Genomic DNA, 20,952 nt, shown 5'->3' with positions numbered 1-20,952 from the left:
GTCATACTAAAATATACATCTGAAAAAAATTTATTTTATTGCAATAATTAAAACATTCAAATCTATTACCATCCTACCATTAAAGCATAAGGTGAGCAATAAATTTTTGTGCATAAAGGAGCTGAAACCATGACTGTTGAAATAGAATTTGATTCCTCCTGGCAGGATGAATTTTTACATAGAATTGATCACGATGGACCATGGGGAAATTGGGACCTTTTCAAACTAGCAGTCGGAGTTGAAAAACATCTTATTATCCCTGAATTTGAAGGCCTTCAAGCGCCTAATCATTTGCCTAATCTGACGCCGCTTCCACATCAACTTGAAACAGCAAAACAAGTTATTGAGAATATGAATGGAAAGGCCATTCTTGCTGATGAAGTTGGGCTTGGAAAAACGATAGAAGCTGGTCTTATTTTAAAAGAATACATGATTCGTGGACTTGTAAAAAAGGTTCTCATTCTTGTCCCAGCTTCGTTAGTAACCCAATGGGCTTATGAATTGAATAGTAAATTTTTTATACCTGCGGTTTCTCAAAGGAAAAGTTATGTATGGGAACAATGCGATGTTGTTGTTTCGTCAATAGATACTGCAAAACGTGATCCTCACCGGGATATTATCTATAAGCAGGACTACGATTTAATCATTATTGATGAAGCACACAAACTTAAAAATAATAAGACAAAAAACTATGAGTTTGTTCAAAATCTGAAGAAGAAATTTTGTCTGCTTTTAACTGCTACACCTATTCAGAATCGAATTGGGGAAATCTTTAACCTAGTGTCTCTATTAAAACCTGGACATTTAGGCAGTGAAACAGCCTTCTACGATAAATACAAACGCGATGCACGCTCCTTAAATGATAATGAGCATTTAAAAGAGCTCGTTAATAAGGTGATGATTCGAAACAGACGTGCCGATACAGGTATTGAATGGACTAAAAGACATGTTGAGACGATTCCGATTGAATTTACACCCGAGGAAAAAGAATTGTATCAAGCTATCACTGATTTAAAGAGCGAAGGCGATTGGGTCCAAACAAGTGCATTCTCGGTAATGACCTTACAAAGGGAAGCTTGCAGCAGTAGAGAGGCGGTTTTTTATACGCTTAAAAACATGCTTCAGAAAAAAGAAAACCCTACGAAGGAATTTGAAGATCAGATTCAAAATTTAATTTCAAAAGTAGAAGCTGTTTCAAGCAACTCTAAAGCGGAGAAGGCTTTAGAATTAATACAAAAAATTGATGATAAGGTTATTATTTTCACCGAATACAGAGCAACCCAAATGTACCTCCAATGGTATTTAAAACAAAACGGGATATCATCCGTACCGTTCCGCGGGGGCTTTAAACGAGGTAAAAAAGATTGGATGCGCGAGCTTTTTCAAAAGCATGCACAAGTACTTATCGCGACAGAAGCTGGTGGTGAAGGTATTAACCTTCAATTCTGTAACCATATTATTAATTTCGATTTACCATGGAATCCAATGAGATTGGAGCAAAGAATCGGGAGGATCCATCGTCTTGGGCAAGAAAAGGACGTAATGATCTACAATTTTGCAATCCAGAACACAGTGGAAGAACATATATTAAAGCTTCTATATGAAAAAATTGAACTATTTGAAAAAGTAATAGGTGATTTAGACGATATTTTAACGAAGTTAGACTTTGGAAGTATTGAAGATCATCTAATTGATATTTTTGGACAATCCTGCTCTGAGGGAGAAATGCGGATTAAGATGGAAAACCTTACATCAATGATTGATTTAGCTAAAGATATGCAGAAGGAGGATTCACATGCAGCAGCTGGAAATTCATAACTTTCTGATACGCTATTTTCAGGCTAATGAATGTGAAATAACAGAAAATGGTCCAGGATACTTAACGGTTCAATTAACAATCGAACTCGATAAGGAATTAATGAACCGACCTTTTTATTGGCATTACCTAGAAAAAACGGGCGGGATACCAAATCCGATGAAGCTTACGTTTATTACGAACCCACAAATAGCACCTGAACATATTAAGGGAGAAACCGTTCATTTCGGTTCTCCTCGCCTGCACCAAATTTTTCAATCAACCAAAAAGCTGGCTAGCTATATCAGGCTTTATGAGAATCACCGTAATGGTCAACAACAAACTCCATTAATGCCTTGGCTTTGTATGAATGTTAAAATCTCGTATCAATGCGACCGGAAGCGGGATATTTATAAATCAATCGGTTTGCAGCTCATTAATGGACAAATGATTGAGGATTTTCATGAACGACTGCAGAATGTCCAACTGACACCGAAAATACCGGATTATTCGTTTACACTTTCACCTCTGGTTAAGCCAAAAAGCGGAATGTCGAGAATCGAAAACTATCTGAAAGCTGTAATTAATGAAGATGATCATACTTGGGCAGAGGATGCTCGAAGACGCTGGGAACAAGATTTACGTCTTCTAGATCATTTTTACGAGGATGCAGAAGAAGAGAATGAAAGTTATGAAACAGAGAAAAAAGCCCTGCAAGACCAATATGAACCAAAAATAAACATTTCTTTTATTAATGGCGGATTGTTTTATTTAACCGATAATGCTGTGTAAAAGAGTAAAGAAGCAGATTTTGACTCTGCTTCTTTACTCTTTTCTTCTTCTGTTTTTCACTTCGATATAAAATATATAGGGAAGAATCCCGAACCAGCGATACCAAAAAGACGCTCTTGTTTGTTTTCGCTCTTCCCGGAGCCGTTTTCTTTCATCTTTTGGCTGGTCCGCATATTTAACAAGAGTTTGAGTCATATATTTTACATAATCATTCGTTTTCATGGACACACCTGCCTTCATTCATCACTAAAAGTATGTCCGTTTTTTAATTTTTCAAACAACAGTTTTTCTTAATTCATTTCGACCCATTTTATCATTTTTTTTGAAGAAGTATCGAAAAAACCGCGTCCCACCAATGTTTCACCTGAATCTATTCTAAGAGTGAAGTTGATTTTCTGTATAGCTCCAATTGGAATATCCGCTTGAAATACTATGTTCCCATTTAAATAGGTAAAGGTACCTCTGAATGGAATTACACCGCCCGATTGTAGAATTTCTTCAACTTTTTTAACCGAAGAATGAAAATAATATTCCTCCTGAAGAATTAGGTTAGTTTCATGAGCCAACCTCCTTTCAGTTAACAGCTGTTCTACACGAAAAGAGAAGAGTAATAGAAAAAGGATAAGCACCGCTAACGTTAATGGGTATGTAAAACCATGTTCGTTATTTTTCATACGGCCGGAAACCATTGTATATAAGAATGCACTACCACATTGTATTCTTTCCCCCAAACATCTTTTACGATAATTTTTATGGAGTTATTAATCCTGGTAAAAGTGACGGAGGTTACATTTTGCAGTAACGTCTCATGCCCCGAAGAATTCACACGTCTTCTTAAGTTGCTTCCATATTTCTCGTAATTAATACTTTCATTATTATTCGTTAATACCAGTCTCCCGGATACCACCTCGGCCTTTGAGCTAATACGAATTTCTTTTTTAATCTGGCTGCAAAAAACATCCCATTCCATTTCCTGAAGCCTTCCATTTGAATCCTTATTGTCTAATACGATATGAAACACAGGGACCATGAAGAATACTATAGTCATAAAAATTGAAAAGGCAAAAAGCACTTCAATGAGCGTAAAGGCTTTTTCATTCTGCCACTTTACAAATCTCTGTTTTTGGCAGGAAGGCAGTTTTATCAACTTTTACACACACCTCCTTTTGTCCAATTTCTGACGATTGAATCCAATAAATCTTATATTCTGTTCCATTATGATATATCGAGTAATTTGAGTTTGTTCTATCCTCTGTTAAATTTGCTTGGAGTTCTTCAAATAAAAACTGCACTGCCTTTTTATCCCTCACAAGCTGTTGAGACTGATGGGATAATTCGATTAATAACGGCATAAAAAACATGCTCATCATAAACCATGCAGATAATGATAATAAGAGCTCGAGTAAAAAGAATCCATCATTCTTCCATAACATAAAACCGTCCCTTTCCAATCAAAAGAGTTAATCTGTAGTTTTTTTGTTGTGTCCGAATATATAATGTACCGAATCTATCTACATTACCATTTGAGTTAAATTTAAATACTAATTGGATCGTTCCTTGAGTCACAGTAATCGTTGGAGAATGATGTCTTTCAACTAGCTGTTTATTACCTGTACTGATGAGATACATGTGCTCATGTTCATAGAAGATAACTTTCACTTCCATTTGATTAGCAATAGCATATTGCTGACCATAATATAAGTCCGCTTTTAATTGGGAAATAAACGTCTTATCAGTTGCTGAATAGTATTGTGGCTTTATGCTAAAGGCAGTTATCGAGGAGATGATTAGAAAGATGGAGAGAACTATCAACGATTCTATTAGGGTAAATCCCTTTTGATTGCGGAGCATTAGGTTGTGGGTACTGCCGTTACTTTACCTTCTGAATCAATCTGTACATTTTTTGTTCCATTTGGACAACCAGTATCTTTAATTAGATATCCATCCGTAATTAAATTTTCCATTGTTGGCACCTTATTCTTTTCCATTATATAAGATTGCACCTGTGCTTGAACCATTTTACTAATAGATACCTTACGCAAGACAATCATTCGACTCACGTAAGGTAATTCTTAATTTTTATTTCTATAATACATCATCTATCCGTTTCCCTATTTCTTCCAAATTAGAAAGGTCATCAAATCTGTTGACATCAATATTTAGGTTAGGTTCTAATTTAATGTTTGCACCAACATTAAATACTACCTCTGAATCCTTTACAGTAATTTTCCCCAAGTATCGTAATGTTTCATCAAAGGAGTATTCTTCTTTAATTGAACCAGACATATTTATCAAAGAATCATCAATCTTTTTAATTTCATTTTCTATTGAAATTACATCGTATTCGAGTAACTTTTGATTTAATACAAATTTGGTTTCTGTTAATTGCTCAATTTTCTTTTCAATTACTGATACTACTGTGGAACTACTTTTAGAAAATGCAGTTAATAATTTATCAACCTCATTGTCGATTTCCTGAATTTTTACTTTTGTATTATTAATTGTTTTCTCAGACATTTTTAATTTCAATTGTAATGTCTTCTTTTCCATACTAATCAATCTTATATACATTTCTCTTTTAGATTTAAGTTCGAATTGAAGTTCAGCCTGTCCAAAGTGAGTAATTCTTCTAACTAACACATTATGACTTAACATTTTGTTGTCACAACTTTTTCGTTGTCTTCTATTAGCACAGATATAATTAATTTCCTTAATTTCACCGTGTTTTCTTTGTTTTGTAGTAACTACACGAACAAAAGATTTTCCACATTTCCCACAATATAATTTATTGTAAAAGATGTTTTTTACCCTTCTTGATCCTGTCAAGCTACCTTCTTTTGTCTTGCCAACTCTTATTTGAATTATCTCTTGAGTTTTATTCCAAGTGTCCATATCAATTATTGCTGGGATTGCATCTTCAAGAATAACCCATTCGCTTTCAGGTCTTTTTATTCTTTTTTTGGTTGATGTAACACCATTATTTGTGTACTTATTCAGAATTACCCGACCAATGTATTTTTCATTTCTTAGTAACCTTCTGACATTGCCGCCTACCCATTCTTTACCGTTTTGGGTTTTAATTTTGTTTTCGTTGAGATAGTTTGAAATATTTTTAACTCCATAGCCATCATTAATAAATAAGTCAAACATTTTCCTTACTATCTCAGCTTCTTCTTCAACAACTGAGGTTTCTTTTGTAAATTTATCATATCTGTATCCGTAAAGGTTTTTAGTCATATGATAAATGCCATTTATTGAACGCTGCTTATAAGCAAATGCTACTTTTTTTGATCGATCAATACTTTCTTGTTGGGAAAAAGTTAAAAGTAAGCTTAATCTTAATTCCCAATCATTATCTTCTGTACTAAATCCAGCATTTTCGAATAGGACAAAAACACCTTTATCTCTTAATAATTTTGCAATTTCCATAGCATCAATATTTCTTGCAAACCGAGAAACATCCTTAGTAATAATTAAGTTGAATTTGGGTTTTCGGTCAGAAGTATCAAAATTAAGTTTATTTGAATTTTTTGCCTTTTCAAAATCTAATCCAGCATCCGAGAGCATTTCAAGAAATTCTTTCCGTTTAGGACTTGTGGCACTTAACCCTTCATCAGCGTATAATCTGACCATATTATATTTATTAACGATGCAATATTCAGTATAGTGTTTCTTCTGATTTTTTAGTGAAGAAATTTGTTCTTCATGCTTAGTACTAACCCTAGCGTATACAGCGACATCCAAAAATTTTCACCCCTATTACGACCTGTGCTACTACTATTATACTAAATGATGAATTGGTTTTTGAAAATAATTACAAAAAAAGAACGACAATTTCTGCCGCTCTTAATATACTTATCTTTCATTAATAAGCCTTGCTAAATACCTCTGTAAAAAACATAGTTAGACCATCTTTTGCTAATTTATTTTTGTCAGGATTCTTACTAAAACTGAAATTAATTTTAACTGACTGGTTAGATTTATCTTTGAAGGATACTTTACCTATTTCTTCAGTAACCTCATATTCCTTGTTGTTAAAGACTATTTGCTTATTCAGCCTCTCACCTCTTGCTACCTGTATCCACTGTTCTTGTATTTTTCCAACAATAATCAACTTCTTTTTGAAGGTAATCCTCGATTTTGATTTCACCTAAAAACACTTGTTTTCTATTTCTAATTTTAGGTTCTATTAATGTCTCTCATTTTTCAGTCCTCAATTCAATTAAAGTTCTGCCATATTCATTATTTACAAAATCGACAAACATTTCACAAATCAGAACTTCTGCTCTAATTTTAAAAACATCTATGGCAATATTAATGACAGTTTCCTCTGTATTGAATTTTTTCTTTTTTTCATATTATCACCATCTTTTCTTTGGCTTTCCTGTTTCCCTTTTTAGCCAATTTTCAAGGATTTCTTTATGGACTAGATATTTTTTTCCAATTGTTTTAACGTGGAATTCCCCACTTTTCATTAATTCATAAGCAGCGTTTCTTCCTAATCCAGTAATTGTCATAACATCCCTTACATCAAGCATTAGTTTCTCTAATTCAGTCACACCTATTGTTGCACCTCACTCACCATCTTTTCTTTGGTTTGGATTCCCCTTTTAACCAATTTTCAAATACATCTTTGTGAACCATGTATTTTCGTCCCATTTTCACCACATGAAATTGGTCACTTCTTAAAATCTCATATGCTTTTGGCTTACAAATTCCCATCAAATTCATTATGTCTTTCACTTCAAGCATCACTTTTTCTAATTTAGTCACACTTAATAGTTACACCTCCAAGTCCAAAAGTGATTATATATAAACTAATTTATAATGTCAAAATATTCTGTTAAAGATAATTAAGTTGATATCGAAACAAAAGGCTCTGTTAACCAATAATGTTGATAATTTGAGACATAAAAAAAGAAGACCACCACATTGATGGTCTTCTTTAACTAACGCTACCCGTTACTTTAAGTACATTTCTTCACAATCTCTACTTTTTAACATAAGTATCCAAATTAACTTCCAAGTGATTATCTTGACCAATTCCCTGTTACGTTTGACAAAAAAGATAAAAATATCTATTGTAGAGCTATAAAATCTATAATTTGGAGGTCAACAATGCAATATAGTATTGGTGTTGAATACTCTCTGCATTGTCTAGTTTATCTTACCGATCTCCCTTCAGGGTCTAGTATTGGAATTAAAGAATTAGCCAAATTCCAAGGAGTTTCCCAAACCTATCTATCCAAGATTTTTACCAAACTTTCAAAAGATGGTATTGTTAGGTCCATACCTGGTGTAAAAGGGGGATACCAACTAGCCCGGAAACCGGAGAACATCACATTTTGGGACGTTGTAAAAAGCATAGAAGGCTCTACGACAATGTTTCAATGTGCAGAGATTAGACAAAGTTGTATTCTGCTTAATAGTGAAGAACTTCCTAATTGGATGACTTGTGAATCATGTACTATTAAATCTGTCATGTTACAAGCCGAAAATAAAATGCGTGATTTTTTGAGTCAAAAAAATCTTGCATGGTTAAGCAAAGCATTAAAAGAAAAAATTCCATTAGAGTTTCAAAATCAAACCGAGGAGTGGTTTAAGAAGGAACTCTCTCATAAAACAAAACAAAATAATAAAACGGACTAACTTATTATGTTTGAAAAAGCCCCCTTAGGAATGCACTGCGGCATATTCCTGAGGGTTTTTTTTGTTTGCTTGACAGTATAACTATTAACGGTATATATTGTAGACATATGATATCTATGATATCGTTATATTGATTTTAACTAATACAAATTTCTGGAGGTTATTATGAAGAAAATTGTTGTTATAGGTGGAGGATTTGCAGGTTTTTGGGGTGCAGCAGGTGCAATTCGAAGGGCGATTGAACTTGGAAAGGAGAATGAAGTAGAAGTTACCGTGGTAAGTAGAGATTCTTTCTTAAATATACGTCCTAGATTTTATGAATCTGATTTGTCTAAAGTTCGTATACCATTTGAAAGAATCCTTAAACCGATCGGGGTAAAAAGTGTTGAAGGCAACGTAGAAGGTATTGATTTAGATAACAAAACAGTGAACATCTCAAGCTCTTCTGATACTTTCAAATTAACATACGATAAGCTAGTTCTGGCTGCAGGGAGTAGTTTGCAAATACCGAATATCCCTGGTCTTAAAGAACATGCTTTCTCTGTCGATACTTTCCAGGAAGCGAGTAAACTTCATCAACACTTAGATAATTTGGTATCAAAAAGATCTTCAGAAGGATGCTATACGGCCGTCGTTGTTGGTGCTGGTTTTACCGGTCTAGAAGTCGCTACAGAAATGGCCTCCATGCTAAAACATGTTGCAGAAAAAAATGGGGATGACCCTTCTGCTGTTCGTATTCTATTAGTTGATCATTCTGACATTGCTCCGGAGTTCAGCGAAGAATCTCGTGCAGTAATTAAAGAGGCTCTATCAGATATGGGGATCGAGTCATTCACAAAAGTTTCAGTAAAAAGCATTTCTGACAATGGTGTGGTACTAAGTAATGGTGAAAAACTACCTGCGTTAACTACAATTTGGACAGCAGGAGTGAAAGCAAGTCCTCTAACCTCTCTTTTCCCAGTGGAACGTGATAATTTCGGCAGGTTGCCTGTTGATGAATTCTTACGTGTAATTGGTACTGATGATGTGTATGCTGCAGGAGACTGTGTCAGGGTATTGACAGATGAAACTAATGTTGCGATGATGTCGTGTCAGCATGCCCAACCTCAAGGAAGATTTGTAGGTTATAATTTGGTAAGTGACTTGTTCGAAAAAGATACATTGCCTTACAAACAACCTTCCTATGTTACATGTCTTGATCTAGGAGATTGGGGAGCATTGCTTACAGAGGGATGGGATAGAAAGGTTTTAACCAAGGGGCAGGACGCCAAGGAAGTGAAAATAAACGTTAACACAAAGTTTCTCGCTCCTCCTTTGGACGATAAAGAAGAAATACTAAAAGAAGCCGAACCAAGATATATAGCTACACTTGATGATCATTTGCCTTACCGCTTTAGAGAAGATACAAAATAGGTTTTCCGACGTTTTAAATATGAGGGTATAGGGTAGTGAGAAATCACTGCCCTTTTGTTATTAGAAAGGAGGGTAGTACCTGTACTTCAAGCAAATCATTGACGGTATTTATTCCGTTAATTGTTACCGATAAGATAACTGAGATAGTTGAATTAAAGTTATTCAGGAGGATATATAACATGAATTTATATATTTCTTATTCAACAATACTGCCAGTTAGTCGAATCGAGTAGAGGGAAAATAAGTTGATTATTTTCGCCCCTCTCACACCACCGTACATACGGTTCCGTATACGGCGGTTCAATTTATATTACAGTGTGTACTTTTAGATAATGTTCTGAAGCAGAGGGAAGTCCCCTCTGCTTTAGTCTTTTGTTTGAGATTGCTCTTTGGACAACTTTTGATAGTCCAATGTACCGGTAACCTTTTCGACAGAAGGTTAATCCTTTCGCTTCTTCCTCCGGAATCCCTAATTGAATAAGCGATTTAATTTGTTTTTTAGGTACCTTCCATTGCTTCCAAATGATGACTCTAATTCTGGAGCGAAGCTTCTGATCTATCTCACTCATTGCTTTTTTCATATTTGAGATTCTAAAGTAATTAACCCACCCAAGTATGACTTGTTTCAGTTTTAAAATTCGGAAGTCTAGCGGAACACTCCAGTTTCGCTTTGTTAATTTTCGAAGCTTCCTTTGAAACTTCTGTATTGACATAAGATGGGGTTTTACTTGATACCTCTTGTTTTTAGTATCGTAATAAAACCCGAATCCTAAGAATTTTAAATCTTTTGGGCGAGAGATTTTGCTCTTCTCCACATTGACTATTAATCCTAGTTTTCCTTCTATAAATCTCACGATTGATTTCATCACTCTGTTTGCTGCCGCCTCACTCTTCACAAAGATGAGAGCGTCATCAGCGTATCTCACGAACCTTAGCCCTCTTTTCTCTAGTTCCTTATCGAGTTCATTTAACATAATATTACTCAATAATGGGCTAAGGTTCCCTCCTTGCGGAGTCCCGACTGGTGTTTCTTCATATTTCCCTTTCACCGTGACTCCACTTACTAAGTATTTTCTGATTAGCGAGATGACATCACCATTATCTATTGTGTTAGCGATAATTCGCATGAGTTTATCGTGATGGACTGTATCGAAGAATCTTTCGAGGTCAATGTCTACCACCCAATCGTGTCCATCATTCAGAAATTCCAAGCTTTTTATAATAGCCATCTCACAGCTTCTTTTTGGTCTAAAGCCGTAACTGAATTCACTGAATTGCTTTTCAAATATCGGACTGAGAGCTTGATGAATAGCTTGTTGAACTACTCTATCCACTACTGTTGGTATTCCCAACTTGCGCATCTTGCCATTTTCTTTTGGGATTTCCACTCTTAAGGCAGCCTGTGGTTGGTATTTTCTTGTTCTGATGCGCTGACGTAACTCATCCTTGTTCTCTCTCAGATATTGCTTTAGTTCTTCGACTGTTACTCCATCGACGCCACTTGCACCTTTATTTTTATAGACACGCAGGTAAGCTTCATTCATATTTTGATTACTTAGAATCTGTTCTAAAAGGTTCACACTCGTTTCTCCTTTCCTCTCACGTAGTAAGTGATAGCTCCATTTTGGTTATCCTTTGAGATACGCTCATACTTTCTCCATTAACACATTCGGAGTACGTCACTTACGCATTCGTGGTGTTGAAACACTATAAATTGTTCAGCCCTTCATGAATAATTTCACTACTATGGCTTCTGCTGACTTCTTGCGACTAACCTTTTTCGACTGTACTTCCGTACATCCGCAAGACCTCCCAGGGTAAGACAACTATCTTTCCTCTTTTACTCGCCTGATTTACTCTACAAAGTTACGCACATCTTTTGGACTTTGACTTGCTATGGAGCCTCATCCCTTTATAAAGCCTTAGTATCAGATTTCTGTACGTCGAGCCAAGATTTTATTCCACGCTTCCTCCAGCCCTTATCTCACGATAAGTACCTTGCGCTTCCTTAGTGGTTGGTCGATGTGTACCCCCACAGTGGACTTTCACCACCTAGATAGTTGCCATGCCTGGCACACATAAGAAAAAGAGCCGCAGATACGACTCTTGTTAAGCTCTAGCACCCGTTAGAATTCCTGTAGATAGCTATTTTTCGCGTTTGAAAAAAATAGAGCCCCTCAGTAAGATGATTATACACACACAACACAAAATCATTCTTAGGAGGAAGCTCTATTATGAAGTTTAAAATGCAAGACAAACAAAATCAACTAATTGAAAGAATTTCGATCAAACATCTTATTGTCGGAATAGATATAGCCCAACAGTTTCACGTTGCTCGTGCCGTAAACTTCCGTGGCATTGTTATTGGTGATCCTCTAACGTTCGAAAATAATGAAGATGGCTTTGCTAGATTAATACAATGGATTAATCGGTTGAAAGCTTTAAAGGGCTTAGATACAACGATCGTTGGTATGGAGCCAACCGGACACTACTGGGTTAACTTATCAAAATGGCTTTATGAAAGAAATATTGAAGTAGTGACAGTAAACCCCCACCTTGTAAAAAGAAATAAAGAAAATCGTGATAATACCCAATCTAAAAGTGATAAAAAAGATGCCTTAGTTATCGCTGATATGGTGAAGAATGGCTATTATTCGTTTATTCGCCCTTCTTCAGAAATCTTTGAAAAACTACGAGTCTTAATGTCTAATCGTGACATGACCGTAAAAAGACTTGTTAGTGCTGTAAATCAGATTAACCGTTGGGTAGATATTGTTTTCCCAGAACTTCGGCAAGTTTTCAAAGATGTTAAAGGAAAAGGGGCAATCGCAACACTTCGCTTATTCCCTACCCCACTTGAAATTAGTTCAATGAAACCACAGGATATCGTGAACGGCTGGAAAACCTTAATGAAACGACAAGCTGGTTTAAGAAAGGCACAACTACTTATTGAATTAGCTACCCATTCTGTTGGTACACCACAAGCTCTTGATGCTTATAAATTACACTTGGAACAATTACTTGAAGAATTCGATCTAGCTACAGCCCAACTGGAAAGAGTTGAAAAGGAAGTCACTGAAGTTCTTAGTAAAATACCTTTCGCTAAAAAATTGCTTGCCATTAAAGGCATAAGCGAAATTGCACTTGCAGGTATTTTAGGAGAAGCTGGAGATCTCAGTGGTTTTGCTCATGGTAATTCTTTATTACGACATGCAGGGTTACATTTAGCAGAGGCAAGTTCAGGTAAATGGAAAGGACAAATTGTCCTCTCAAAACGAGGAAGGTCCCGTTTACGACGCTTTTTGTACCTAGCGACAATGAGCCTTGTCATGAACAACCCCGATTTTAAAGAATTGCATTCTAATAATGTTAATGTAAAAAAGATGAAGAAAATGAAGTCCATCATGAAACTAATAAATAAATTCGCAAGAATTCTAGTAGGAATGGCAAGAAAAAATGAATCTTATCGTTCCGACAAAGTACAACCTTTAATTTCAATAGCTGCTTAATAAAATTTCCAACATATCTTCAATTACAGGTAAATTAATAAACTAATAGATAAATATATATCGAATATTGGCTTATTCGTAGGATTTCAAAGAAAGTACGAAGGACCGGATTACTTAAGCATAAGGGCTCTGACCCGTTCCGTTAGAAAGACCGGCATCTACCACTTGGATAGGTATGACGAAGGAATGAGAGGGCATTTGACCCGTTGAGACATGGGAGCGAAAACCTCCAGGGGTGGCGTGGAGAAAACGTACATTATATGGAAAATAGTGGAGATATCACTACCTCCTTTATTTAGGTATGCCTTCATGTAGCCAAAATGCTTAAAACTCTTTTCATCAGTCCCCTGATGTAATCCAAGTTATTTGAAATCCTGCGAATAAGTGAGTATTTGAGAGATAATCGAATCTAACTGAGGGAGCTTAAGTGCAAAATTTCACATATGCCATCAATTTAACATAACTAACAATTTTATCCCTTTAACCAAATCTAGTCAGCATTTCTCTTTTCAATGAGGTATTGAAATCCATATAACAAGAACGACTTAAGAAACAAATAAAGAAAAAATTGAATTTTATTAAACCGGACGAGTGTAACTAATTTTAATTTTTTTAATAAACCCATCATTAAAATGGCAAACATACCATCTACTATTGCATTGAGTGTAATAAAACGTTTAAAATTTCCATATGTCCATTTTAAAATCCACATTGAACCTATTAAAAAAGGGCCAATATAAAAAGGTAATACCACAGAAATAAATGAATTTTTTTTATAAAAAACCCACCATTTGCGTTCCTTCCCAATTTGGGCAAGAAGAATTTCTACAATTACAATAAAAATGGATGCAGGAAGGAATTTCTTAATATTACGTACCCCTAAAAAAGGGATTGTTAACCATACTAATAAAACCATAGGAACATTAAGTAGCCACTGATTTTTATTTGACATCTTTAGCCCTCCTCTTTCTTAGCGTTCTCTATTCATTTTCTAAGTATTCATTTTATGTCGTAAGTTGTTCTTCGCTAATCTCCCACCACCACCACAAAAAAACGCTTTTCTTGTCTGCCTACTTCTTCTTAAGTTAAACTGCCCCGTTAGCACAAGAAGAAAAGCTGCCAAAGTGACAGCTTCGATCTTTAACTATCGCACCCAATAGTTTAAGTACAATTTTTCACAATCTTACTTTTGGAATAAGAAAAATGGCTACCTTCATCTTGAAGAATCACTAAACGAAAGTTGAAGAAGAACTAAAAACTACTAGTAAATGGCAGCTCGTTCTTTAACTCTTGCTACCCGTTAATTGAACGCGGATATTATTTTATCAATCAACCAATTCAACAGAAAGAGTATTAATTTGAGCAGGATTCGATTCTTTAATGATGCCATCAAATCCTACTTTTATCTTGTCTCCAACTTGGAATGTTTCATCATTATTCACGGAAAGGTCAACAATCACATCACCTTCAGGATTACCCTCAAACACTTTAGCAGAAACAATTGCAGTGTTACCGTTAATATCTTTGATTGTTCCTATAAAACTGGAATTTTCCGTTTTGATTTCATTGTTTTTTTCTTCACTGCTGTCTATTGAATTAGAACATCCAACAATGGTTAATAAAACAATGATTGCTAATGCTTTAAATATCCTTGTCATCTAACTTTATTCCTCCGTTCATATGCTTTTTAATGGTAAATGGTGCTTTTGCCGAAGAAAGGATAATTTGGACTTTTCCACTATCCTGCCCCGTTAGCTCAATAAGAACAGCCGCCAAAAATGGCAGCTGACATCTTAACTCAATATAAAATTAAATTATATACTTACTAATACTGAATGAATAAATAACAATACTAAAACAACTATAATAATGTATTTTGAAAAGATTTTAAGAGTTTTATTATCGAATATCTTAATTAAAAAGTAAAAAAAGCCTACAACCCAAATGCCGTTCTGAAAAAATGTTGAAATTATATTTCTTATCATATTTGGAATAAAAAATAAGTCCATTAAATCCCCCCTAATAAAAACATTTTACCACAATTACCCATAATCCCACTTCAACTAAACTGCCATGTTTGTTAAACAATATAGGATGCATTATTCACAAAAAACACTCCAATTAAATACTAAAAAAGTTGAGTCAACTATTGGAGTCTTGCCGTTCTCAATGCAAGCGTTTTTAGCATAATTAAACGAATTAAAATTTAACACTGCTGATAATATCAGTAAGGCTAAAACGATTAAAGATAGTACATATAAATTCTTCCTCTTTGTCACTTAAGTTCACCTCTCCGTTCACTCTTTCACTATATATTACCATAAAAAACCAGTTGTCTTATTCAACTATTCTGCTTCTTTAGTTCAATAAGAAGGCTGCCAATTTTGACAGCCTGGAACTTCAACTCTTGCCGCCGTTAGTTCAACAAGACTTTTCAATTTTCCATACTAGATTTTTAGGTTTGTCCTTTTCAAGAAATGTTAAACGATAGATATGTTTATAATCCTTATCCGCAAACTCCACTTTATGATTCAGCTTCCATTCAAGATTTCCAAAATCGCTGAATAAATCCTGTTCATCAGTATTCCCGACAGAGAATAGCTTCTCTTTATTAATGACTTCACCACTTCTTTTCTTGATCTCCATGTAAACATCGATACTTACTACTTCATGATGACACAAGACGCTGCAGATGTACTTCCTGTTTGGGCTGCTCTTCTTTAATAGAGGATAGACATTCTCATAATCTAGCTGTTTTATGTTCTCATAAACCAAATCAAGAGAAGACATGTCCCAATTAAACTCCTCAGCAGCGAGTTTCATTCCCTCGTGCACAATTTCTAGAATCCGTTCTTTCTTTTCTCTATCGGATGTTAGTGTCAGTATATTTTCAACATCCGCCTCTACAAATACAGGAAAATAATCAAAGATAATGTGAGTAAACTTATCGATTTGCTCTTTTTGTTCTAGGTTGTCTACACAATAGATTTGTATCCCTTTATCATCCTTTGACTGTAGCTTTGGCAGAAGACGGCTATATAAAAATGTAATACATCTTGTTTCGTGAAAGAATGTCCAGTTCTGTTCTTTGTTTTTCGGAACGTAAAGCTGAATATCTCTTATGATTGGCATAAACAATCTCCTTATGGTCTCTTTTGGGAAGGCTGATCCAGTTTAAGAAACGGTTAGCATAGTTGGGTGTATTTCCGCAAGATTACCGTTGAAGTATATATTTATTCAACTAAACTGTTGACGATAGTGCAACAAAAAAAAGCAATCTTCTTATTGAAGAATCGCACCCTTTACTTTAAGTACAATTCTTCACAATCTCTTTGAAATGAACAAGAAAATATCGATGTTACCGTTGCTCATTATCCCCGAACCGTTTGAATAGTTAGAATATTCTTTACTGTTCATTCTAAAAATGATAAAATTTTTAAAGGGGGTGAAAAAATGGCTAGACACAAAGAATTTGATGAAGCCGAGGTTTTACGAAAAGCAATGGTGCTTTTTTGGCGAAATGGATATGAAAAAACGTCTATGCAAGATTTAGTTGACTATATGAACATACACCGTCGAAGTATTTATGACACATTTGGGGATAAACAGACGTTGTTTCTACGAGCTTTACAACTCTTCGAAGAAATAATCGGAAAAAGAATGGAGCAACAAATTAAACCTATTATTTCGGTCAAGTTAGCGATAAGAAGATTATTTGAAATGGTGACTTTTTCGGATGAAGAAAAACCCCCAGGATGTTTCATTGTCAATACAGCAGTCGAATTAAGCTTACATGACGAAGAAATTGCTGACAGGATTAGTAAAAGCTTTAGTAAGACAGAATCATTTATATGCGAACTACTATTGCAGGGGCAAATAAGTGGGGAAATATCCAATCTACTTGATATAGAAAAATCATCTCAATTTATTCATAATTCACTTATTGGGGTAAGAGTATTAGCCAAAACAACGAAAGATAAAGAGAAACTTCAAAACATCATTGATTCCACTTTAGCGGTATTAGATTAACTATTTTAGAATGAACGTTCTAAAAAAGTAATGATTTTGTCTAATCTTTTTATTTAATATGGAGGGTGAAAAGAATGAATCATTTAGAGGTTTTAAAGAAAATAGCGGTCGGTGAATTACCTGGACCTCCTGTTGCGGAGGTATTAGGTTTTAACGTAACGGAAGTGGAAGTAGGCAGAGTTGTAGTTGAAATCGATGCAACTGAAAGGTTACATAATCCAATGGGTACGCTGCACGGCGGAATTTTATGTGACATAGCCGATGCTGCGATGGGCTTAGCATTTGTAACTACATTAGCTGAGGAAGAACTTTTTACGACGATAGAAATTAAATTAAATTTCCTAAAACCTATTTTTAAATCTAGACTTCGAGCTGAGGGAAAATTAATAAAAAAAGGTTCATCAGTCGGATTGCTGGAGTGTCATGTATATGATGAAAAACAAAGTCTCGTGGCACATTCTACAAGTACATGTATGATTTTGAAGGGTAACCATAACGGAAAAAGATTGAAAATTGAATAGTATAACCAATCTCTTGTAAAAAGAAAGTCCATTCAAAGTGAGGTCCATATAGGTTTTAGCTAGCGTTTAGCTTGTAGCACAATGGAATGTTCATTTTATCAATATGAAAAGGTAAGGTGGGATCAAATGCCTTCTATTCTAACGGCTCCTTCCAAAATAGAAAGCACGGTGCACTTACAAGAGAATAAACTCATTTTAATATGGAGTGTTACCACTTTGATTGTGGTAATGAATACAACCATGTTTAATGTTGCATTACCCTTTATACTTAAAGACTTATCCTTAAACTCATCCTTGGGCTCATGGCTGGTATCAGGTTATTCCATCATGTTTGCCATTTCAACGTTAACATTTGGACGCCTATCTGATTTTGTTCCCCTCTCAAGACTTCTACTCCATGGAATTTGCCTATTAGGAATATCATCAGTCATCGGCTTCTTTTCAACAAATTTTTTTATCTTATTAGGAGTTAGAATTCTTCAAGCAGCTGGAGCAGGAGCAGTTATGGGATTAAGTATGATCATGGCTGGGCGGTATATCCCTCTATCTAGGCGTGGAAAAGCGATGGCGATTATTGCTTCCGCTGCCTCTTTGGCATTTGGGTTAGGTCCTGTACTAGGGGGAGTGATTACTCAATACTTAGGATGGAATTATCTTTTCGTTGTCACTATTTTTTCTGTCCTGTCTATTCCTTTCTTCCTAAAGTTATTGCCTAATGAGGTGATTAAAAAAGGTCATTTCGATTTATTCGGTTCTATTCTTACGGGGCTTAGTGTAACAGGTCTGTTACTGTTTCTATCTACCTTTTCGTATGGGATACTATTAGGAACAGTTGTTCTTTTTGCGGTATGGTGGAAATATCTTAATAAGACGGAAGAACCGTTTATTCCGCTAACCCTACTTAGAAATAAGCAATATACAAAGCTCCTTCTTATTAATTGTTCCGCTTTTTTCATTAACTTTTCAAATCTGTTTTTAATGCCCATTATTCTCACAACTGTATTCGGAAAAGAACCGGCAGAGCTAGGAATGATTATTTTTCCAGGTGCGGTTATCGCTGTGGTTGCTGGCATCTATATAGGAAGACTCATTGACCGTTTTGGGAATGCACCCTTAATTATTTTTGGGCAGTTATTGTTATTAAGTGCCTCAATCTTATTTGCATGGTTCTCTTCTGTAAATCCCCATTTTATCCTTTTCATTTATATGTTTGCTAGCGTTGGCTTTACGGCAATTTCTTCGAGTATTTCAAACGAGATAACAAGGATCTTGCCAATCAATCAAATTGGTTCGGGGATAGGAATCGTCCAATTAATGCAATTTTTCGGTGCGGGTCTCGGAGTGACTATTTCTGGATTACTCATAACCATTCAAGAAGGTTTATCTTTGGAAATAGTTTATCGAAATATTTTTATTTGCTTCTCGATTATTAACATTATGGCAAGTTTCATATACAGCTTCTATCTTCGTAGGGCTAGGTTAAAGGAGCAAAGTTAAATTCTTCAACGCTTGAATAGAAATAGGGTGTCCATAATAGGTTTCCAGCACTCTTCCATGGGGTGCTGTTTTATTTCAAAAGAAGGTCAATAAAATAATTTTTTCTGTTGTGATCCATTTCATATTGAACTTCCCAGTTTGCGACATAAATAAAAAAGCTACCCTATTGATATTATCCCCTTTAAGTAGACAGTGTAAAAAAACCACAATAGTTATTGTCGGTGGTACACTTATACTTGGAGGGGATTTTTCAATGGCTAAAAAGGGACAAGAATTTAAGAGTTATACTGATGAATTTAAGATACAAGCAGTTATGAAGTATATCAATGGAAATAAAAGTTATGCGGTTTTAGCTGAAGAACTTGGCATTAAAAATTGTACTCAACTTAAAGTTTGGGTTAGGAAGTGGAAAGATGGGGAACAGTTTGATACAAGAGTTGGAGCTACTAATCCATTCAAAGGTAGGCCACGAACCATATTTAAATCCGTCGAAGAAGAAAGAGATTATTTGAAAGCGCAGGTGGATTATTTAAAAAAGCAGTATCCAAATCTGGTAAAGGAGGAGAGGAAATCACTCAACAAATCAAATATGAGATCATTGATGAATTAAAAGATACCCATCGTATTACCTGGTTGTTAGAGATCGCTTATGTTAAGCCAGCTAGTTACTATAAGTGGAGGGCTACTCAGAAAGATAGAGCAGAAAGAGCCAAACAAGATCAGGATATAAGAGAACACATGATGGGGATTCATTTACTTCATCCTGAATTTGGATACCCTCGTATGACCACTTGGTTAAATGAAAACGATTATTCAATTAATCATAAAAAGGTATACCGTCTTATGAAGGAAATGGAAATTCAAGCTATCATACGCAAAAAGAGGAAACGACATGGACACACACCTTCTGTGATACAACCTAATCGTCTTAATAGAAAATTCGAGGCATTAGCTCCTAATCAAAAGATGGTTACGGATATTACATACGTTTCGGATGGTAAGCAATTTTATTATTTATCGGTCATTCAAGACTTGTTTAATAATGAAGTTGTAGCATGGGAGTTATCAAGAAGAAATGATCTTGAACTTGTCTTAAATACTGTTTCTCAATGGACAAGCAAAAAAGACGTAGCTGAAGCCGTTGTACATTCAGATCAAGGCTTTCAGTATACGTCTAAGCTATACAACAAACGACTAGAAGAATACGGCGTAAAGGGCAGCCACTCTCGCAAAGGAAACTGCCTGGATAACGCCTGCATCGAATCCTTCTTTTCGCACCTTAAAACAGAGAAGTTGTATATAGAACAGTGTAAAACAGAAGATGAGATTAGACAAGCAATCGAAGATTACATCTACCACTATAATTACAAACGTTTTCAGAAGAAACTAAACCAACGCGCGCCAGTTGAATACCGACACGCGTTAGTCGCATAGTTTTTTTAAGCTGTCTACTTGACAGGGGTAAGACCATATTGGCAGCTTTTTAAAATTAAATTTATTATTTAAACTTAGATGAACATCTTCAACAAACAGTTACTTTAAGTGTATTTATCCACAACTTTTTCTAAAATGTAATATAAATATCCAATTTTCTTTATAGGTTTTGCTATAAAATCTGACCCTTTTCATGAAGAAAGACGCTCTCCTAATTTCGGAAAAGCGCCAGTTTGTTGAAGATCGTTTTTCAACTAAAGCCCCTGTAGTTGAAGTTTAGGAACGATTAAAATGAAGATTTACAACGTTAATA

The 20,952-nt window shown here is 35.2% G+C and carries 23 protein-coding genes; 9 read left to right on the top strand and 14 right to left on the bottom strand.

Annotation, left to right across the window (positions count from 1 at the left end):
* The first annotated feature begins 129 nt into the window (after positions 1 to 129).
* Positions 130 to 1,818, top strand: coding sequence for a DEAD/DEAH box helicase (locus QFZ31_RS29120; RefSeq protein ID WP_307309947.1), 1,689 nt, complete (start codon positions 130 to 132; stop codon positions 1,816 to 1,818).
* Positions 1,796 to 2,587: a YqhG family protein gene (locus QFZ31_RS29115; protein WP_307309944.1), complete on the top strand. Its 792-nt coding sequence runs from the start codon at positions 1,796 to 1,798 to the stop codon at positions 2,585 to 2,587. Before QFZ31_RS29120 ends, QFZ31_RS29115 begins: the two co-directional genes overlap by 23 nt.
* A 33-nt stretch (positions 2,588 to 2,620) precedes the next feature.
* Here QFZ31_RS29115 and QFZ31_RS29110 read toward each other — a convergent pair whose 3' ends face one another.
* The 10 genes from QFZ31_RS29110 to QFZ31_RS29065 all read right to left on the bottom strand — a co-directional run bounded on the left by QFZ31_RS29110 (position 2,621) and on the right by QFZ31_RS29065 (position 7,360).
* Entirely contained in the window at positions 2,621 to 2,809 is a 189-nt protein-coding gene (locus QFZ31_RS29110) for a YqzE family protein (protein WP_063251304.1), read from the bottom strand.
* A 68-nt stretch (positions 2,810 to 2,877) separates the two neighbouring features.
* Positions 2,878 to 3,261 carry a competence type IV pilus minor pilin ComGG gene (gene comGG, locus QFZ31_RS29105; RefSeq protein WP_307309941.1) on the bottom strand — a complete coding sequence of 128 codons (384 nt, stop codon included), beginning with the start codon at positions 3,259 to 3,261 and terminating at the stop codon, positions 2,878 to 2,880.
* A complete protein-coding gene (comGF, locus tag QFZ31_RS29100; protein WP_307309939.1) occupies positions 3,258 to 3,734 on the bottom strand; it encodes a competence type IV pilus minor pilin ComGF in 477 nt (158 codons plus the stop codon). The genes comGG and comGF overlap by 4 nt, the downstream gene beginning before the upstream one ends.
* Complete coding sequence (locus tag QFZ31_RS29095) at positions 3,682 to 4,020, bottom strand: hypothetical protein (protein WP_307309937.1); 339 nt, start codon at positions 4,018 to 4,020, stop codon at positions 3,682 to 3,684. Before QFZ31_RS29095 ends, comGF begins: the two co-directional genes overlap by 53 nt.
* Positions 4,004 to 4,438, bottom strand: coding sequence for a competence type IV pilus minor pilin ComGD (gene comGD, locus QFZ31_RS29090; RefSeq protein ID WP_307309935.1), 435 nt, complete (start codon positions 4,436 to 4,438; stop codon positions 4,004 to 4,006). The genes QFZ31_RS29095 and comGD overlap by 17 nt, the downstream gene beginning before the upstream one ends.
* Entirely contained in the window at positions 4,438 to 4,647 is a 210-nt protein-coding gene (locus tag QFZ31_RS29085; protein WP_307309933.1) for a hypothetical protein, read from the bottom strand. Before QFZ31_RS29085 ends, comGD begins: the two co-directional genes overlap by 1 nt.
* A 25-nt stretch (positions 4,648 to 4,672) precedes the next feature.
* Complete coding sequence (locus QFZ31_RS29080; protein ID WP_307309930.1) at positions 4,673 to 6,331, bottom strand: recombinase family protein; 1,659 nt, start codon at positions 6,329 to 6,331, stop codon at positions 4,673 to 4,675.
* Between the two features lie 121 nt (positions 6,332 to 6,452).
* Positions 6,453 to 6,737 (bottom strand): hypothetical protein, encoded by a 285-nt coding sequence (locus QFZ31_RS29075; protein ID WP_307309928.1) that lies wholly within the window; start codon positions 6,735 to 6,737, stop codon positions 6,453 to 6,455.
* 211 nt (positions 6,738 to 6,948) lie between these two features.
* Positions 6,949 to 7,146: a helix-turn-helix domain-containing protein gene (locus QFZ31_RS29070; protein ID WP_307309925.1), complete on the bottom strand. Its 198-nt coding sequence runs from the start codon at positions 7,144 to 7,146 to the stop codon at positions 6,949 to 6,951.
* A gap of 19 nt (positions 7,147 to 7,165) precedes the next feature.
* Entirely contained in the window at positions 7,166 to 7,360 is a 195-nt protein-coding gene (locus tag QFZ31_RS29065) for a helix-turn-helix domain-containing protein (RefSeq protein ID WP_307309923.1), read from the bottom strand.
* A gap of 345 nt (positions 7,361 to 7,705) precedes the next feature.
* Here QFZ31_RS29065 and QFZ31_RS29060 point away from each other — a divergent pair, with 345 nt between their 5' ends.
* Both QFZ31_RS29060 and QFZ31_RS29055 read left to right on the top strand, forming a co-directional pair.
* Positions 7,706 to 8,236, top strand: coding sequence for an Rrf2 family transcriptional regulator (locus QFZ31_RS29060; protein ID WP_307309921.1), 531 nt, complete (start codon positions 7,706 to 7,708; stop codon positions 8,234 to 8,236).
* A gap of 165 nt (positions 8,237 to 8,401) precedes the next feature.
* Entirely contained in the window at positions 8,402 to 9,649 is a 1,248-nt protein-coding gene (locus QFZ31_RS29055) for an NAD(P)/FAD-dependent oxidoreductase (RefSeq protein ID WP_307309919.1), read from the top strand.
* Positions 9,650 to 9,954: 305 nt separating this feature from the next.
* Here the strand turns inward: QFZ31_RS29055 and ltrA are convergent, their stop codons facing one another.
* The gene (ltrA, locus tag QFZ31_RS29050) at positions 9,955 to 11,229 is read right to left on the bottom strand and encodes a group II intron reverse transcriptase/maturase (protein ID WP_307309917.1); all 1,275 of its coding nucleotides are present in this window, start codon (positions 11,227 to 11,229) and stop codon (positions 9,955 to 9,957) included.
* Between the two features lie 654 nt (positions 11,230 to 11,883).
* Here ltrA and QFZ31_RS29045 point away from each other — a divergent pair.
* The gene (locus QFZ31_RS29045) at positions 11,884 to 13,158 is read left to right on the top strand and encodes an IS110 family transposase (RefSeq protein WP_307309915.1); all 1,275 of its coding nucleotides are present in this window, start codon (positions 11,884 to 11,886) and stop codon (positions 13,156 to 13,158) included.
* A gap of 490 nt (positions 13,159 to 13,648) precedes the next feature.
* Here the strand turns inward: QFZ31_RS29045 and QFZ31_RS29040 are convergent, their stop codons facing one another.
* The 3 genes from QFZ31_RS29040 to QFZ31_RS29030 all read right to left on the bottom strand — a co-directional run bounded on the left by QFZ31_RS29040 (position 13,649) and on the right by QFZ31_RS29030 (position 16,290).
* Positions 13,649 to 14,110: a hypothetical protein gene (locus tag QFZ31_RS29040; protein ID WP_307309913.1), complete on the bottom strand. Its 462-nt coding sequence runs from the start codon at positions 14,108 to 14,110 to the stop codon at positions 13,649 to 13,651.
* Between the two features lie 373 nt (positions 14,111 to 14,483).
* The gene (locus QFZ31_RS29035; RefSeq protein ID WP_307309911.1) at positions 14,484 to 14,816 is read right to left on the bottom strand and encodes a DUF3221 domain-containing protein; all 333 of its coding nucleotides are present in this window, start codon (positions 14,814 to 14,816) and stop codon (positions 14,484 to 14,486) included.
* Positions 14,817 to 15,579: 763 nt separating this feature from the next.
* Entirely contained in the window at positions 15,580 to 16,290 is a 711-nt protein-coding gene (locus QFZ31_RS29030; RefSeq protein WP_307309910.1) for a hypothetical protein, read from the bottom strand.
* A gap of 321 nt (positions 16,291 to 16,611) precedes the next feature.
* On the opposite strand from QFZ31_RS29030, the gene QFZ31_RS29025 reads away from it, so the two are divergent.
* The 4 genes from QFZ31_RS29025 to QFZ31_RS29010 all read left to right on the top strand — a co-directional run bounded on the left by QFZ31_RS29025 (position 16,612) and on the right by QFZ31_RS29010 (position 20,639).
* Positions 16,612 to 17,187: a TetR/AcrR family transcriptional regulator gene (locus QFZ31_RS29025; RefSeq protein ID WP_307309908.1), complete on the top strand. Its 576-nt coding sequence runs from the start codon at positions 16,612 to 16,614 to the stop codon at positions 17,185 to 17,187.
* A gap of 74 nt (positions 17,188 to 17,261) precedes the next feature.
* Complete coding sequence (locus QFZ31_RS29020; RefSeq protein WP_307309906.1) at positions 17,262 to 17,708, top strand: PaaI family thioesterase; 447 nt, start codon at positions 17,262 to 17,264, stop codon at positions 17,706 to 17,708.
* Between the two features lie 126 nt (positions 17,709 to 17,834).
* Entirely contained in the window at positions 17,835 to 19,205 is a 1,371-nt protein-coding gene (locus QFZ31_RS29015; protein ID WP_307309904.1) for an MFS transporter, read from the top strand.
* 253 nt (positions 19,206 to 19,458) lie between these two features.
* A protein-coding gene (locus QFZ31_RS29010) for an IS3 family transposase (RefSeq protein ID WP_307299975.1) occupies positions 19,459 to 20,639 on the top strand; the annotation gives its coding sequence in 2 pieces (ribosomal slippage) (positions 19,459 to 19,747 and positions 19,747 to 20,639; 1,182 coding nt in all).
* The last annotated feature ends 313 nt before the right edge of the window (positions 20,640 to 20,952 follow it).

The organism is Neobacillus niacini (assembly GCF_030817595.1).
Lineage (GTDB): Bacteria > Bacillota > Bacilli > Bacillales > Cytobacillaceae > Neobacillus > Neobacillus niacini_G.
The sequence above is the reverse complement of the archived record's forward strand: the minus strand, read 5'-3'. Positions and strand labels throughout refer to the sequence as shown.

What these genes read in the sequence shown, in the direction of transcription:
- QFZ31_RS29120 (WP_307309947.1), top strand. Translation starts at nt 130, where the DNA reads ATGACTGTTGAAATAGAATTTGATTCCTCCTGGCAGGATGAATTTTTA.
- QFZ31_RS29115 (WP_307309944.1), top strand. Translation starts at nt 1,796, where the DNA reads ATGCAGCAGCTGGAAATTCATAACTTTCTGATACGCTATTTTCAGGCT.
- QFZ31_RS29110 (WP_063251304.1), bottom strand. Translation starts at nt 2,809, where the DNA reads ATGAAAACGAATGATTATGTAAAATATATGACTCAAACTCTTGTTAAA.
- comGG (WP_307309941.1), bottom strand. Translation starts at nt 3,261, where the DNA reads ATGAAAAATAACGAACATGGTTTTACATACCCATTAACGTTAGCGGTG.
- QFZ31_RS29095 (WP_307309937.1), bottom strand. Translation starts at nt 4,020, where the DNA reads ATGTTATGGAAGAATGATGGATTCTTTTTACTCGAGCTCTTATTATCA.
- comGD (WP_307309935.1), bottom strand. Translation starts at nt 4,438, where the DNA reads ATGCTCCGCAATCAAAAGGGATTTACCCTAATAGAATCGTTGATAGTT.
- QFZ31_RS29060 (WP_307309921.1), top strand. Translation starts at nt 7,706, where the DNA reads ATGCAATATAGTATTGGTGTTGAATACTCTCTGCATTGTCTAGTTTAT.
- QFZ31_RS29055 (WP_307309919.1), top strand. Translation starts at nt 8,402, where the DNA reads ATGAAGAAAATTGTTGTTATAGGTGGAGGATTTGCAGGTTTTTGGGGT.
- QFZ31_RS29045 (WP_307309915.1), top strand. Translation starts at nt 11,884, where the DNA reads ATGAAGTTTAAAATGCAAGACAAACAAAATCAACTAATTGAAAGAATT.
- QFZ31_RS29040 (WP_307309913.1), bottom strand. Translation starts at nt 14,110, where the DNA reads ATGTCAAATAAAAATCAGTGGCTACTTAATGTTCCTATGGTTTTATTA.
- QFZ31_RS29035 (WP_307309911.1), bottom strand. Translation starts at nt 14,816, where the DNA reads ATGACAAGGATATTTAAAGCATTAGCAATCATTGTTTTATTAACCATT.
- QFZ31_RS29030 (WP_307309910.1), bottom strand. Translation starts at nt 16,290, where the DNA reads ATGCCAATCATAAGAGATATTCAGCTTTACGTTCCGAAAAACAAAGAA.
- QFZ31_RS29025 (WP_307309908.1), top strand. Translation starts at nt 16,612, where the DNA reads ATGGCTAGACACAAAGAATTTGATGAAGCCGAGGTTTTACGAAAAGCA.
- QFZ31_RS29020 (WP_307309906.1), top strand. Translation starts at nt 17,262, where the DNA reads ATGAATCATTTAGAGGTTTTAAAGAAAATAGCGGTCGGTGAATTACCT.
- QFZ31_RS29015 (WP_307309904.1), top strand. Translation starts at nt 17,835, where the DNA reads ATGCCTTCTATTCTAACGGCTCCTTCCAAAATAGAAAGCACGGTGCAC.